Genomic DNA, 15,395 nt, shown 5'->3' on the forward strand with positions numbered 1-15,395 from the left:
GCCGCCGTGTCGTCGATCGCGTCTTGATCCTTGGGGGTCGCGCCTTTGGCGCCGATCAGGGATGTACCGACGATGGCCCTAGTCGTGGTCGACAGGCTTTGCTTCGATACACTCACCTTTTGCGAAGTTGTACATGCCGCCGCGCTCAATGCACAGGCGACGACGAACGCGAGCTTGATCCGCTGCATTGCTTAGCTCTCCGATTGCTTTGTTGGTTGCCGCCGTGGCCTCCGCGGCTTCGATTTCCCTGCCGTGTCGTTCGGCCGCAGGAAGCCACCAAAGGGCGTTGAGGCTCGAATAGACGGTGAAGACAAGGAGGCCGCCGACGACGGCGCCGGCGCCTATCTTGATGACGTCCCCGATGCTGGTCATTCTTCCACCGCCTGGCGAATGTCCTTGATCGCCGCAATGATCCATTGACGAAGGAAGAGCGCACCAAGGCCTATGACAGTCACGGCGCCGACGATGACAAGGAGCGCTTTCCAGTCGAATCCGGCGAAGGCAGCTAGGCTCAAGCCGCCGCCGCTGACCGCGCTTCCGATCCAGCCGAGCAGGTTGAATTTCTTCTTGACGGTCTGCTCTACGGCAGCGGGCACGACCGCCTTTTCCTCGACGACAGGAGCAGCGGAGAACGCCGCCATCTTTGTCGAGGCTCCGGACAGCGCCAGCAGCGCCTTGTGCAGCGCCGAGCGCGTCTTCGGCCCGGCATCGCCATCGACATCAAGCCCGGCATTCGCCTGGAACTGACGGACGCCATCGGCCTTGTAGCCGAGAACCACGAGCGAAAGCCGGACATAGTGATCGATGCGATCGGCAAGGCCGTTGATGCCGCCATTGATGCGCTTCGTGATCGTCTCGATGTCGCCCTGGTCGGCCCAGCGGTTCAAGTCGTGGGTGTCCCAATACCAGAGAGGCCCGAGGCCTTCCCACGGATCAGTGTTGATCGCTTCGGGATGGCGAACGAAGTCAGGGCAGTTCATCGCGTGCGATCTGCACCAATCGGTAAAGGCCCGATAGTTCGCCTTACCGGTGATCTGCATTGCCGTGCGGCCGGCGTAGATCTTGCCATCACCGTCCAGCTCGGGAGTGTTGCCGAGATCAGCGCGCGTATCGTAGCGCTTCTGTGCTGGCGTCGGCCCCCAGATTTCACGGTCATATCGGAAATCACCGCTTTCATGCATCACTTGGGCATAGAACTGAACGGCACGGTGCGGCCGATCCATTCCAAGTTCGGCGCCATAGCGGCTGATAGTGATCAGCACCGAGTTCATATTCTGGGCATTCACAGCCCCTTTTGCAGCCGCGCGCAATTGCTCGGCAGTTACCTGCACGTTCATTGAAAGCTCCAGATTTTGGATGGGGTTAGGACTGCGACGTCAGCCGATGACCGGCCAAGCGACAGCTTCGAAGATGGCCCTTGCGGTAGCCTCGGACGAGGCATCACCGATCGAGGCCTTGGCGCTTAGGCGGATGGATTCGATTGCCGCGCCGATCATCTGCCATTGCGTGTAAGCGTCGTTGACGACAGTAGCGACCCCGGCAAGTGTCTCAGCGGTGATGCCGACTTCAGCGGACAGCATCGGATAGTCCGCAGGTTCGGGTTCTACCGTGGCAAGGTACCGCGCCGCCTCAGCCGCTTTCTGCATGTACGTCATGGCCTGGCCAAAGCCGGGAGTGATATACTTCAGGCGCTCGTTCTCGGCGGCGCTATCAATGCCCGCCTTCAGCCAGGACTTGATTTCGTCGAGGGTCGGCGGCTCGGGCGTTTCAGGGAGCTCCGGAGATGGAGGCTCCGATATTGTGAAGCCGCCGTCGATCGAGATGATTTTTCCCTCGATAACGCCCTCGATCGCCAGAGCGTATTGCTCTTCCGAAATCTCAATACCGCCGGGAAGTTCGTCGGTGGCAACCTGTCCGTTATTAGCCCAAGGCATTATTTCACCCTCATGTAAGCTTTAGCGCCGATGTTCTTCATGCGCGTTTCGTTAGCTGTTCTAGGCGTGCCGTTGACGCCGTCCGAGATGGAGCCCTTGACGCGGTCCGTTTTAACCGCTCCCGCCGAAGCGCTATCGATGACATCGGTTTGGCCTACCACGGTGGCTGTACCGCGACCGCCAGAGTTACTGTCGTAGTTGTGCCAGTGTCCCTGATAGGTGTCATCCTGGAGCGTGTTTGGCGACGTGCTCGGGCGAACGATACGACCCTCGGTGTTGAGGAGACGGATGGTTTGCCCGTTCATTGGCGATCCGGACACTGAGATAACCGCCGAAGCGCTCACAAGCGGGGCAGAGCCGGAGACTGATTCCGACGTCAATTTTCCGTTGTTGAAGTTGCCAGAGCCGGTAAGTCCCGCAGTGAGCTCGACAAAGGTCACGTCCGGGTCGCTGACGGGAGGAACGTCCACGCCTGCCAATGCTGTGTTGGCATAGTAGTGTTCACCGATCTTGACGGTCTTCCATTTGGACTGAGCCCAAAAGTTTGCAAGCGTGATTTTGCGGAGCAAGCCCGAGACACTGTCCCAAAATCCTAGCTCGTCGGCATCGACAAAGGCAGTCTTTGCGGTGGCGGCGTGGATAGCTGGGGCTAGAGCACCGGCCGCCGCACTGGCTGCGTTGGACGCCGATGTAGCAGCATTGGTGGCAGATGTGCTCGCCGCGCTTGCGGAGGCGGCGGCTGCCGTGACAGCGGCATTGAGGTCACCGACAGAGAACAAGACGGTGAAAACCGAGCCGTTGAAGAGGAGCGTTGCCTGCCGGCCGCTCGTGAACTCTCCCGGCAGAAGGTTCGATCCATCCCCGTACTTGACCGGATAAGTGCCCACTCCAGAAACCTGGATCGTGACGGCGCCCGCCGAATTGTTGGCGGTAGGTGACATCGTATAGAGGCGGTTCGCCTGGAAGCCGCTGTTCGGCTGCGCGACCACGACTGCATTGCCCGTACCGCCGGTTACAGCCAGCACACCAAGCGCCGCCTGCCCAAACAGCCGATTGTAGGTCATGGGAACCCACGACGAGCCCGTCGCGTCCCACTGCTTCAGCTGCGCCGGATCATAGTTCTTGTCGAGCCAAAGCTTATCCGTCGCCGGCGGAACAAGCCCGTCTACCATGTTCTCGAAGACACCGGCCGCGCGCAGCGCCGCAAGAACAAGCTCCGACACGCGGACGAATTTCCCCGTCTCGCTGGTCAGGGTCGTTCCCGTCAGGAAGAAGCCCCAATGCTGGGAATTGTCGAATTCTGTTGCCATGCGTTTACCTCAAGCAAAGGTTGCCGATCGGGCAGCCTTGTCTTCGTTGCGGATTTCGGTTGTATTGGAGCCCTTCACCGGGAGGGGCACATGGGCCTGCTTGCTTTACTCGTCGCACTGACCATCGATCCGATCCGGATCGCTGCTGTGCTTCTCTGCGTGGCCTTCATCTGCAAGACCTATGCGCCAGGCAGCCGGGTTCTGGTGACTGTAATCTCGCTCGCGTTGATCGCCGGCTTGATCACGTTCCTCGTCGAAACGATGCATGTCATACCGGCGTCAGCCGCCGAAATAGCAGTTAAGTTCGCGTTTGGTCTGATCGCCAACGCCATCATTGCTGGAATAGCGTTTGGCTGCATCAAGCTTTTCAGCGGCCGCCGTCAACAGCATCGATAAGCGCTGGTTTAAGGCCGATATGCACCGCGGACCTGACGCCCGGTAGCGTTGCGCCTGGCAGCTGACGGATGATCGCGTTTGCGCCCGACTTTTTCAAATCACCTGCCGCAAGCTGTTGCGCAATCTGCGTCAGATCCTCGAAGGCACCGATGGTAGGGCCGGCGAACGCGCCAAACGTGCCACGGCTGGCGAAGCGGGATGCCGTTCCCCTGCCCTTGTCACCCGCCACTGCCGACGCCGCTGTCATGATGCCGGGAAGGCCGACCTTCTCCGCCGTGTTCGAAAACTCGAACGGAATGGCGAGGATGCCGGAGCGATCGACGCCGTTCGCGATCCAGAGGCCCGGATTTTCAAGAAGCTTATTCGCCTCGTCGACATCGCCGCGCTCGACGTACTTCAGGTAGGAGATCATCATGCCCAGGCCGGTCGCATAGACCAGCTGCTCGGCGAGGCGGTGCGGCCGCTCCTGAAGGCCTGCGATCAACACACGCTGATGGCTGGCGAGCGAGAATGACTTGAACTGAAAGAGCAGCTTACCGACGTTCGACTTCATCCAGAGCGGGTTATCAGCCACGCCCTTCATGATCACCGTACGGTCGGCGTCCTTGTTCAAGGCTGCGGCCCATGCGCGACGGGCGACATCATCGTCCCACGCCGACGCGTTGGCGCCGAAAATGCCGTCTTCCTCGACGCCATGGCGCTGGAACTGGCCGGCGATGCGTTGCGCCATGTCCTCGTCGATGCCGAGCATTGCCATGTAGGCCTTCTCCGCCTTGTCGGCGGCGGCCCAATTCGTGGCGTTGCGAAGCATGCGGTTCTGCGACATTACCGCGACGACCGTGCGCAACGTGTCGTTCCAGTAGCCCAGCCCCGTAGCCTTGGTGAACGCGTTCGAGGTGTTCGACAGGAAGCGCTCGAACTTGGAGCCGTGGGCGTATGGGTCTTGTAGGTCAGCGAGGTTAGCCAGGCGTGACTGCAACACCCGCTCGGTGACGACGCCGAGGTCGCGGGCGTCCTGACGAGCAATCTTCGCGGCCCGGGTACCGGACACGAGGGCTGGCAGTCCGTCCGTCATGATCTGGCGCGCACCGAACTTGCCGAGGATGCTGGCGGCGTCCGTCAAGCTGGTTAGGGTGACGCCGCCCATCAAGCGGAGATAGTTCCAAGTCAGCGCAGCGCGCGTGATCTTGCTCCAGTCGCTGCCCTCATCAGCGGCTTTGTACGTGCCACGGATCATGTCGCGGAAGGCCGTGAGGTTCTTCACGTCACGAGCTTCCGCCTTGCTCAACTTCTCGCGCTCGGCCGGGGTCTTCGCCGTCGAACGAAGCTCCTCGTAGTCACGGGTGATCGCCTCGAACTGCTCCTTCATGTCGGGGCGACCGAACTTCTGGGCAAGCTCCACCTCCGCGCCCATGGTGCGGGCATAGCGGCGCAGCACGACTTCCATATCGTTTTCGAGAAAGTCTTCGACACGTTCGTCCGGAATGTTGAAGGTGCGTTCCTTCAGCGGTCCACGCTTCACCGGTACCAGCCATTCAGGAACATCGCCGGCACCCTTGCCCGTCAAGTTGTTGAAGACCGAGCTGACGATCTCCTCGATGTAATCCGCCCGGTCCTCGGGGCTGATGAAATCAGGGATTTCTTCCTTCTGCTTCGGAAGAGTTGGCTTCAGCGTGTCAGACTTCTTTGTCGCCTTTGCGATGCGCTGATCGATCTCCTTTGCCTGGGCCGTCAGCTTCTCGATTTCAGCCTTCATGGCAGGCGTCTGTCTGCCTTCGGACTGTACGAGCTTCAAAGCCTCGAGGCGGTTTGTCACGCGAACCTTTTCATAGCGCGCGGAGCCGTATTCGCGGCGCGCCTTGGCATAGTCAACCATGCGGCCGATCGCCGGCGATTCGCGCGCGAGATCAGCGCTTGCATTGATCTGCTCTTCGAGGTCGGCAAGCTCCTTCGCCACCTTGCGAGCCTCTGCATCCGAAATGATCCGCTCGTCGTGAATGGCCTGGCTTGCTTTGTCAAAGTCGGCAATCTCCTGCTGCAGGCGGTTGATGCGGCCTTCGACTTCCCCGATCGACTTCTCCCGGCCGGTCGTCTTCTGAAGCAGATCGCGGATTTCTTTGACGGATGCATTTTCGGGCAGACCGACAGACTTCAGCCAGTCACCAATATTCTCGGTCAGTGCTTCGGCATCGGACGCCCTGGCTGCCGCCTCGTTGGTGCGGATAGGGTCGCCGGCGATCTCGCGACGAACGGCATCGAGCAAATCACCCGGATCTGCGTAGCCGTTGGCGCCTTCGTGAAAATTGTCCTTGAGTACCTGGTGTTCACCCCAGACGATCGTATCACCGGAGCCGAGACCCCTCTTGCTGTTGAAAAGCCCCGGGTGCGACTTCGGATTGACGCCCATGGCGCGCAGTTCCTTGTCGAGCTTGCCGCCGACGCGCACACCGCCCCACTGCTTGAAGACGTCAAGTACCGGGTATCGCTCCGCATAGGTTGGCTTCTTGTTCAAAAGCCGCTCGGCCTTCTTCGCTTCCTTGATCGCAGGTAGAAGGGTGTCGTCATCCTTCGCCGTCTTCAGGATCTCGACCACCTGTTGCGGCGGGCGTTGACTGACCATCTCTTCGCGGCCGGCGATGTTGCGATCGATGTCCGCATTCTTCCGGCTGCGCAGCGCGGCGCGTTCGTCGAGGCGCTTCTGCACATTGTTCAGGCGTTCAAAAGCACGGTCCATCCGATCGTCGACGTAGAGCGAATCCACGATCTTGTTACCGACCTGGCGCTCTTCCTGCCGGATCAGAGCCTTATCCAACTGCTCGGAGAAGTACCGACGCGCGATCTCGCGGAAGCGGCCCTCTTCACCGATCAGCTTCTGTCGGTTCCACAAGCGCGTCACGTAGGAGGCGGCGGTCGTCGTCTTGACGTCTTCAGGCAGCAACTCAAGGGCCTTCGCTCGCTCGAATAGAGGATCGAAGATCTTGGTGCGGGCCTCCTGCGCCGCCTGGGTGACGAAGGCATTGCCATTGATATCCACGTCACCACGGCGGCCGGCCAGCGCGACAGCCCGGTTGAAGTCGGTCAGCGAGCCCTGAAAGCCGTTCTTGCGCGCTTCGCGATAAAGCTTCCGCGATGAACCAAGCCAGTCGCCGACGGCGCCGCGCTCGTAGAGCTTGACGGAATTCTCCACGTCAGCGCCGAGCGATCGGCCCTCCATGTTCATGGTCGTGTAGATCGGGTTGTCGACGAGCTTGTTATAGAACTCGCGCACCTTCACCGAAGGCGAAAGCATAGTCTGAACGCCGGGATTGATGCGAGCGGCTGCGGTAGCGCGCGTCACCAGTTCGGCCGCCTTGCCGCCACCGACGCCAAGGTCGGACATGTCTACTTCATCGACAGCGGCAGCGCCGGCCGCCTGCGCGCGCTTGATCGCCGTGTCGGTGACATCGACGATATCGGGCAGATCGTTTGTGAAATCGTTCTCGATCGCCTTGCCAATCGCAGAGAATTCACGGTGATTGAAGAACTTGGCGCCGACTGAGCCGATGAGCCCGCCGAGGAGTACGGAACCGCCTACCGCCATAGCGCTTTCAGCGGCAGTGCGGGTTTCCTGAGTGGCCTGCAATCCCGCTTCCTGCGCCACTGTTCCGACGCCAGCTGCAACACCAACGGATGCAGCAGTCTTCAGCACGGAAAAGCCACCCTTACCAGCCTTCACAAATTCGCCACCAGGAACAAGGATCGTAGGATCTGTCAGTTGTGTGATGGCGGTAGAGCTGAGATAGTTGGTCCACCCACTCGCATCGAGCGTTTCGCGATCCTTCTTCTCTTGGTCTACCTGCGCACGCAAAGCATCGGCGGCGGGCTTGCTGAAAATGTTCTCCCCCCGCGACGGATCTTCGTCGAGGTATGGCTTCATGTCAGGATCGTCGTAGACGTTATAGGTCTGGTCGATCTGCTGCCTGTTGCCGGCGTTGATATTGATGCCGGCCCTCGTGATTGCAGAACCGATGAGGCCATTTTGACGCAAGTTCGCTTCCAGCGTCGTGAGAAAGGACGGATCTGGCGTGTCGTAGTCGGAAATGCCGACAGTGCCGACGTCGGTGAAAGGATTGCTTCTGTCCAACGGCATCAGAAACCACCTCCGCCGCCGCCTACGCCCGCAGTTGACGGGTTCAATGGTCCTGGCATCATTTCTTGCATGCGAAGCTTCTCCTGCGCCGTCTGCGCGGCTCTGGCCTTCATCCACGCGGGACCGACCGTGCTATTCATCGCATCCGTCACCGCCTTGCCTTCCTCGATCGTTCGATCGCGGTTGTCTGTCATGCGCTGCTGTGAGGCGCGCACGCGGCCTTCTTTCTGCTCCTGAAAGAATTTCTGCGAAGCTTCAGGATCGGCATAGAACGGGAGATTGAATCGCTCGAGCTTTCCATCCTTCTTGTAGAAAACTGCGTATCTGGGTGGCTTCCCGGCGCGAACGTCCTGCCCGGTGATGTCGTCAGGCTGCAGGAAGAACTGATCAGCGCTCACGCCTTCCGCCTTCATGACCTCATTCAACTGGGTCTGAATGTAGGTGTGCGTTCCATCGGGAGCGGCGGGATAAACCTTCTCGGGCGGGTACTTCACCACAACGTTCGAGCCCATCGGCGTGAAGCTGGTGACACCGTAAGTACGCTGAAACCGCTGATCAGCCGCCTTCTTCGCGACAGTCAAATCGCCACCTGCGTCAACTATTGCTTCCTGGTAGAGCGATCGATAGTCGGCCACCATAGCCGCCTCTGCTGCAGGCGTAGGACCAAGCGACGGGTTCGTCCTCCATCCGGCGATACTGTCATCGAATGATGCAGCGATGGTCGAGGAGTCGACCAGCTTCACCGCGTCCGCGACCGTCTTCGACTTCAGCAGGGCTTCGCGCTGGGCAGCTTTCTCGGGATTGTCGGCGTCGACGAGCCGCTTTGCCGCTTCATCTGCCGAGTATCCCATGTCGCGTGTATATGACCGGTACAGATCAAGCTTCTTCTGAACGGCCGCGCCGCCATCCATTGCCGAGAACGACACGGGCGCATTCTTCTGCAGGACGTCGGCCGCCTGCATCGACTGTGCGACGGCAGCAGCGTCGGTCGAGATCGACCCGCGGCGAAGTTCAGCCTGCACGGCCTTAGGGATGTAGCCGGTCTGGGCGATAAAGCCGGAGGTGATCGCCTGCTTGTCCTCGCCCGACGCGCCGGTGATCATGCGGTCGTAGGCCTTCTCCGCCACCTTCGTCTGTTCGCCGTCGAAAGCGTTGATGGAGCCCTTGCCGGCACCGATCGCGGAGATGAGCTCGGGAACGCCTGCATTCTCTTTGACGGCAGTGTGAAGGGCATTGATCAGCGAAGCCTTGTCGCCGTTGTCGAGCGTGCTGTTTCGGAGGATCTGGCTTTCGAGCTGCGGCTGCGGATTGCGGGCGATCTGAAGGTTGAAATCGTCCTTGATCGCGGTGCGCTGGCGCGTCTGCTCCTGCGCATAGTCCTGCTCGCCCTGCTTATACAGCTGGTCCCGGCGTTCGTAGGAAATCTTGCTGTAGTCAGAAGGTGGAGTTGTGCCGGCGCCACCCATCTTCTTTTCCGCCCATGCGCGAACGTCGCCTGCCGTTTTGCCGTTCAGGAACGGATTCGCGCCGACGACATCCGGCCCCACAACCGAAGCGATCGGGGCGTTTGGATCGGCCTTGATAACCTGCGCAGCCCCGCGAGGGCCAAGGAAGTGGGCGAGATAGACATTGCCGTCCGTGGTCGCAACGCCCTGGTTCTGAAGGAACGCGCTGTTTTCCTGCGCGTAGCGAGCCGTCATGTCTCGAGAGAGTGAACCGTCAGACTTCATGGCGAGAATATCTTGTGCGCTCTTCCCCTCGGCAACATCCGGGCGGTACTTCTTGACCATCGAGAGCCATGTGCTGTCGATGAACTGACCCGCACCGCCTGCCGAGGACGTCGGGTTCTGGGCATTGTCGTTCCCGCCGCTTTCAATGCCGATGATGCGATCGACGACCGAGCCGCCTCCGTTCGGGCTGATGGAAGCAAGGGCCGCCTTTGGGTTCTGGGAGAACTCCCATTTCCATTTGCTTTCGGCAGCGTCGGAATCCCACTGCGCGCGGCGCTCGGCCTTCCACGGCTCCGGCATGTTGGTCGCATCGATCGCCGCGAGGCCCTGCTTCTTCAAGTCCTCGTAGGGTGCGCCGTTCGACTGGATGCTGGTGCGGATGCCGTCAAGCGACTGCTTCGTCGAGCGGTCGTAGTATTCGCCCTTGACCGTGTTTTCGTAGGCCGAGGCCTTCTCGAATAGCGAATTTCCACGCGCCAGGATGTTATTCAGGTAACCCGTCTGCGCGTCTTCATTGAGCCCTTCGAAATTGGCCTTCGCGAAGTCGTTGGCGCGTTGCTGGTATCCCTCCATGAACTGGCGGGTGAAACCGATACCGCTTTCGCTCGATCCCTCCCGGGCTTTGAGGAAAGACTGCTCCTCCTCATTGAGGAACTTGTTCAGGTTCGTCGATACAGTGTTCGACTTGTCATTGAGGACGTCAGCCTGTTCCTGCGTGCGCAGGTCGTTGATGTTGTAGGCAGCCTGAACGACCTGCTGGCCGGCGTTGGCAATGGCTGCACCGACCATAGGCGTCGGACCATTGGGCGCAATGCGGCCGGAGCGCGTGCCGGCATAGCCTACGTCGCGAGAAGTCGGGATATTGACCATGTATTAGCGAGGCCCCACGTACGGTTGCTTGATTGTCGAGGCGGGCGCCGTCTTCGCTGATTGCTGCCCGAAGCGGCTGAACATCGACGAGACACCGCCAAACAGCTGACCGGCAGCTGCTATACGGGCCGCCTTCATCGCCGAATTGGCGTTGTATCCAGCCACGGCGGCAGCATCGTTGTAGCCTCGCGCCTGCTGTTCGCCCTTATAGATTTCGGACTGGCCAGCATATGCCGTTGCGTCGGCGGTATCGCCCATCAGATCGATGACGGATGCATCGGAAATAGACCCGCCAGAACCCGCCACGGTCGCGCGCTGCTGCGAAAGGAGAAACTGCCCTTCCTTGTAGCGCTGCGCCGCGTCACGCTGGCTGGCGGCAACGGCTTCGTCTGCCTGCTGCTCGTTGACCTTTTGCTCGTATTGATATCGAGCCTTGTCCTCGCGGCCTTGCTCCATGGTGCCGGCAACCTGCATCGCCGTCCCGGCAAGGCCTGCAAGGCCAGCAATCAGTTCGAAACCTGACATTCCCAAATTACCTCGTTATCGACGACTTCGTCGGTGGGCAGAAATCCCAGATGCTTCAGGAGCGCTTCCGCGCGAGGGATGCGTGTGTCGCATCGCGCCTTGATGACCTTGGCGCCTTTGCTCTTCGCTTCATGGATGCCTGCCACGATATGGCGGTAGATCGACGGCTTGAGATACTGCGGCGGCACGTCAAGGAAGGCGAACCAAACGCCGTCTGCCGTCTCCAGCGCACCGCCAAATCCAGCAATCAGCCTTCCATTCCGTAGCGCCCTCGCCACCCATTGGGATTTGAACTCGATCGCACCGTAGAACCGGGCGATATCGTCGTCTGTGGCCTGCCGGATCTCAGCCATTCGTCTTGACGTCCATGACTAGCGACGCCGCCGTGAAGGGGTACGGAGAGCGATGCTCAAGGCAGATACGGCTGTCGGTGTCCCAGTCGCTCGAAACGCTCATCATGTCGGCGTCATACGTCTTGTAGAGCGTGTTCGGCGCGATCGGCTTGTCGCTCTTCGTGGTGGTCAGTTTTCGAAGGGTGTCGAAGGTATTCCCGACACGAAGGCCGTCGAGCATCGTGTTCGTAAGGTAGAGCCCGAGCTGCGAAACCCGCTTCTTCTGGAATAGCGCCGTGCCACCAGCAGCCCCGTATGCCAGCTTTGTCGACTGCCAGCGCCCGACGTAGGGCAGACCGATGACAACGTTGCTGGCGGCCACGGCAAGCGTCACCTGATTGCCGGTCACGGTGTAAAGGTTGTCCTGATCATTCACGGCCTTGCCGTCTGCCCAGACCGTTACCTGTCGGCCATTGAGGTGCGGCACGCTGAAGACGGTAGCCGGCGCGCCAGAGAAGCGCGTGAACGCGTCGGCGAGGCAGTTGATTGGACCGCCCTTGCAGTCCTTCATGTCGGCTAGGCGCTCGAGGCGCTGCGTGCCGTTGCGCACTACAGCGAAATAGACACCGTCCTGACCTGCGCCGCGGTTTGAGCTGACGCGCTTGAACAAGCCGTCGGTTACTACCCGCGACCACGCCACCACCTTTTCCGATGGCTCGTAGGTCAGCGCCCGAGCTTCCCCGTTTGCGAGTATCAGCCATAGGACCGTGTCTGGCCGGCGCTGGACGGCGATATCAACCACCGCATATCCGTCGCAGATTTCCTCATGCATGGCCGTCAGGTCGGTCGATCCGTAGTCGAGCGTCCCCTGCTCTGCTGAAAGTGCAAAGATGGCGGTACCGGACGTCTGCACGAAGATACCGTCCTTGTCGCACTTCACCGCGCGGAGATCCGAACATCCGCGAGTGGAGCTTTCCACCGGGAACCAGGCGCCTGCGGTCAGCGGCTCGTCGAAGCTGGACGCCTTGACGGAGATTTCGGAGGCATCGGTCCCGGCGAGCAAGCGCTGAAGGCCGAGCAGCCACAGGATGCCTCGATCGGTATCGGCGCCAACTGATCTGGCGATCGGCGCGGAATCACCTTCGACCGTGTCGTCGAAGCTCTTGTAGGCATCCGGCACCGAACCGTAGATGAAATCACCCTGCCCCCAGTAGAGCCGGCCGCCGAACACCTGAACCGCCGTTGGCCAGCCGTCGTAGTCAGACCAGACTGACGTATCCCATTCGAACGTTGACGTAGTGGAATACAGGCGTTTGAGCACTTCCGCGCTGACGGCGGTGGGGCTTGTGTAATCCGTGACACGAACAATGCCCGACTGGCTGCCGCCGCCGTAAACAAGGGCGGTGACGATCGTGCCGCTGGTGTAGCCGCCGGACGCGACGGCAAAGCGGAAGTACTTCACGACGTTGTTGTCGCTGTCCTGATAGCTGCTCGACGTGTTCGTGGTGTAGGTGCCGATATCGCTCCACGAGGAAGGATTGCCGGACCCGTCATCAACAGAGACCTGCAGGCGGACGGCGCCGACCCATGTGCCTGTGATCGACCAACTGAAGGAACGCGCCGCGCCGACGCCGGCAACGCGGATATAGGCGCCATTGGCTGGTGCGCTGGTGAAAGATTCGTTGACCGTCTGTCCGCTCTGGAAGATGCGAAACAAGCGGCCAATCATCTTCGGCGTGAAGAAGTTCCGGCTTGCGGCCAGCGTGATATTGCCCGTCAGCGCGCTCGGCGACAGGGCGGTGACGCCATCTGATGACACGAATGGGCCATCGTCAACCTTGTAGCGTTGTACCCCCCAGCTCGTGGCGCTGCGCCGCTGGATCATGCGTTGCTGGTAGACGCCGCCGGACGCCGTGTAGAGCACGTCCTTGTGCTGGCGGTACCTAATAAGCTCTTCGGCGAGGTCGGCTTGCGTCCACGGCGTCGGGACAACCATGTCACCGGCCGCCTCGATCGTGCAGGCGTTGATCAGGGCAATGCGGGCATTGTCATTCGATAGCTCGAGATAGACCGTGCCAGCGCCTGGCGTAAAGGCGATCGAGTGGACACCATCGTCCAGCGCCAGCGCTTCGAGGATGTCCGAGCCACCAACAGTCGTACCAAGGCGGATGTTGACCGGGCCGCGGACCACGTCCACGCGGACGGCATGTTCTTTTGGCTGGTCGCCAGCAGAGACGGTCAGCGTCTGGCGAGCGACCGCGCGTGACTGCGTGGTGCCAGACAGAACGAGGTTGCCCGCGTTGACGGTTGCCGACGCGCCAAGCCCGCTGGCATCAGTCCATCCGGTGAAAGCACTGAAATCGCCGCTGGTGATAGCGGTCGAAACCGCCACGCGGCTGACGAATGCCTTGTCCTTGACGACGCGCATAACGCCGTCCGACAGGACAGGAATGAGTGCCGAGCCGCCGGAGAAGGAATATTCGAGCAGCGCTACATCACCGACATCGATGTTGGTGATGTGTTCAAGGCCAGGGCGCAGCGTCATAGAGCCAACGACACGCGGAAGCTGGTTCAGATACAGCGAGCCGGCAAACTGCAAGCGTTCGAGATCCAGACGCGAAAGCGCTTCGTCGCCTACCTCGCCGCCGTTCAGGGAATAGACCGGAGCTTTTACCCGAGGCATCAGACATCACCCTCTTGGAAGGTAATCTGTCCGCCGACAAGCGTGCCGCCGCGCCGATCGCCAAGACCGCCAGTGCCGCCCATACGTGCCCTGATCCACGAACCTGGGGGGAGAACCTTGTTGTTCTCGTTCCTAGCGTCGACGCTCTTCGCCTGGCGCAGCGCCTTGTCCATGCGCTTTTCGATCTTCTGCTCCAGCGTGTCGCCCGATGTCAGGCGGCCGCAGGTGTCGTAAGCCAGCTTTGCGGCGACGTATTTCCAAAACATCGTCGGCCATTTGCTGATCTGGTCGTCGGCCATCTTCGCTTTGCTGATGTAGCGCAGGAAGATGATGTTGGTGTTCGAATAGATCTGACCGCCTTCGTCGAGATAGTCGAGGAACGGCGAGAACGTCGGGGAATTGCTGACCGTCAGCGACCGGATCCAGTCGCCCGGGTAATCCAGCGCGAACTGCCACCCGACCGAAGGCGTCACGGCGCCATTGACGGACAAGGCTGCAGACATCTTGGCGAAGTTCCAGTCACCCGCGTTGAAGGCCTCCTCGACCACACCAGCCCAAGCGTTGCCAAAGGTGTAAACAGCCTCGACGTCATCGGAGAGTGTGGTGATTGTGGGCTTCTCTAGGTGAACTAGAGCCTGCCGCCATACCTGCAGCTTGTCCGCCATCGGTTATTCGCCTTTCAGAAGCTCGATATGCTTGGCCGCGGCCTTCTCGGCGGCGTCCTTCGTATCGAAGCCGAACTGGATGATTTCGCCGTTATGAATGAACCGCCATTTGTGGTGCGGCCCACCATGGCTGACGATGGCGTCGGACACTTCTGCATCCTTGACCTTCGGAGCCTTGTTCTCGTCGAACACGCGCAGAACCCGAACCTTTGCAGTGGTCTTGGTGACCGACAGGACGCGCAGATCGCAATCAAGATTCTGATCGTCGGAAAGGATGCTGATCAACATGCCGACCCGAAACGAATTCAGGTGGTTTGCGAAGAACTCGGGATGCGTGACATCGTCGAGCGTGGTTTCTGCGGGCACTGTCGCTGCGTAACGGCCGATCGCGTAGTCGGCCTGCATGAAGCGATGCCCCGCCAGCCTTGCTGCTGTGGACATGGTTTTCACCTACGAAAAATGGAAAGGGAAACGGGAGGCAGTTGCCCACCTCCCGAAGGATACCGGTGTTTAGTCGGTATCGGTCGGCGTCACGACGAGACCGTCGGTCAAGTCGATGCCCAGGCCGTCAGAGCCGGTGGCCTCATCGATGACGAAGCACAGGTTAACCGCCGTGGTCGGGCCGCCAATCGTCGTCGTCTTGGTGCGAACCCAGACGAGATCGCCCTGGCGGGCGCCCTTCTTGTAACCGTCCGACACGTAGTTAGTAGTGTTGACGGTGGCGATGGCGTCCACCGAATCCAGCAGCCATGTCTTCATGGTGCTGGGGCCGGAAAGACCATCGGTCAGGAGTTTGAAGCCTGCGGTTTCATAAGCCATGG

At 60.4% G+C, this 15,395-nt stretch carries 13 protein-coding genes; 1 reads left to right on the top strand and 12 read right to left on the bottom strand.

The features are described 5' to 3' along the window. Positions 1 to 78: 78 nt before the first annotated feature. Genes ASE04_RS20110 through ASE04_RS20125 form a run of 4 tightly spaced genes read right to left on the bottom strand, consistent with a single transcriptional unit; the run spans position 79 to position 3,244 of the window. On the bottom strand, positions 79 to 372 hold the full coding sequence (locus tag ASE04_RS20110; RefSeq protein ID WP_056821018.1) for a hypothetical protein: 294 nt from the start codon (positions 370 to 372) through the stop codon (positions 79 to 81). Next, a complete protein-coding gene (locus tag ASE04_RS20115; protein WP_056821020.1) occupies positions 369 to 1,337 on the bottom strand; it encodes a peptidoglycan-binding protein in 969 nt (322 codons plus the stop codon). Before ASE04_RS20115 ends, ASE04_RS20110 begins: the two co-directional genes overlap by 4 nt. A 39-nt stretch (positions 1,338 to 1,376) precedes the next feature. Beyond that, the gene (locus ASE04_RS20120) at positions 1,377 to 1,934 is read right to left on the bottom strand and encodes a hypothetical protein (RefSeq protein WP_056821022.1); all 558 of its coding nucleotides are present in this window, start codon (positions 1,932 to 1,934) and stop codon (positions 1,377 to 1,379) included. After that, positions 1,934 to 3,244, bottom strand: a complete 1,311-nt coding sequence (locus tag ASE04_RS20125) for a hypothetical protein (RefSeq protein WP_056821023.1) — start codon at positions 3,242 to 3,244, stop codon at positions 1,934 to 1,936. Before ASE04_RS20125 ends, ASE04_RS20120 begins: the two co-directional genes overlap by 1 nt. Before the next feature lie 90 nt (positions 3,245 to 3,334). Here ASE04_RS20125 and ASE04_RS20130 point away from each other — a divergent pair, with 90 nt between their 5' ends. Further along, the gene (locus ASE04_RS20130) at positions 3,335 to 3,640 is read left to right on the top strand and encodes a hypothetical protein (protein ID WP_056821025.1); all 306 of its coding nucleotides are present in this window, start codon (positions 3,335 to 3,337) and stop codon (positions 3,638 to 3,640) included. On the opposite strand, the gene ASE04_RS20135 is transcribed toward ASE04_RS20130, so the two are convergent. The 8 genes from ASE04_RS20135 to ASE04_RS20170 form a co-directional block, all read right to left on the bottom strand. Next, positions 3,612 to 7,769 carry a hypothetical protein gene (locus ASE04_RS20135; RefSeq protein WP_056821027.1) on the bottom strand — a complete coding sequence of 1,386 codons (4,158 nt, stop codon included), beginning with the start codon at positions 7,767 to 7,769 and terminating at the stop codon, positions 3,612 to 3,614. The two genes, ASE04_RS20130 and ASE04_RS20135, sit on opposite strands and share 29 nt — an antisense overlap. Next, positions 7,769 to 10,369, bottom strand: coding sequence for a hypothetical protein (locus ASE04_RS20140; protein ID WP_056821029.1), 2,601 nt, complete (start codon positions 10,367 to 10,369; stop codon positions 7,769 to 7,771). The genes ASE04_RS20135 and ASE04_RS20140 overlap by 1 nt, the downstream gene beginning before the upstream one ends. Before the next feature lie 3 nt (positions 10,370 to 10,372). Continuing rightward, positions 10,373 to 10,894 (bottom strand): hypothetical protein, encoded by a 522-nt coding sequence (locus ASE04_RS20145; RefSeq protein WP_244490460.1) that lies wholly within the window; start codon positions 10,892 to 10,894, stop codon positions 10,373 to 10,375. Continuing rightward, on the bottom strand, positions 10,876 to 11,247 hold the full coding sequence (locus ASE04_RS20150; protein ID WP_056821031.1) for a hypothetical protein: 372 nt from the start codon (positions 11,245 to 11,247) through the stop codon (positions 10,876 to 10,878). The genes ASE04_RS20145 and ASE04_RS20150 overlap by 19 nt, the downstream gene beginning before the upstream one ends. Continuing rightward, a complete protein-coding gene (locus tag ASE04_RS20155; protein ID WP_056821033.1) occupies positions 11,240 to 13,909 on the bottom strand; it encodes a hypothetical protein in 2,670 nt (889 codons plus the stop codon). The genes ASE04_RS20150 and ASE04_RS20155 overlap by 8 nt, the downstream gene beginning before the upstream one ends. Next, on the bottom strand, positions 13,909 to 14,574 hold the full coding sequence (locus tag ASE04_RS20160; RefSeq protein ID WP_056821035.1) for a hypothetical protein: 666 nt from the start codon (positions 14,572 to 14,574) through the stop codon (positions 13,909 to 13,911). The genes ASE04_RS20155 and ASE04_RS20160 overlap by 1 nt, the downstream gene beginning before the upstream one ends. A gap of 3 nt (positions 14,575 to 14,577) precedes the next feature. After that, a complete protein-coding gene (locus tag ASE04_RS20165) occupies positions 14,578 to 15,015 on the bottom strand; it encodes a hypothetical protein (protein WP_056821037.1) in 438 nt (145 codons plus the stop codon). Positions 15,016 to 15,084: 69 nt separating this feature from the next. Then, a complete protein-coding gene (locus ASE04_RS20170; RefSeq protein WP_056821039.1) occupies positions 15,085 to 15,393 on the bottom strand; it encodes a hypothetical protein in 309 nt (102 codons plus the stop codon). Between the last annotated feature and the right edge of the window lie 2 nt (positions 15,394 to 15,395).

Source organism: Rhizobium sp. Root708, from assembly GCF_001429725.1.
Classification (GTDB): Bacteria; Pseudomonadota; Alphaproteobacteria; order Rhizobiales; family Rhizobiaceae; genus Rhizobium.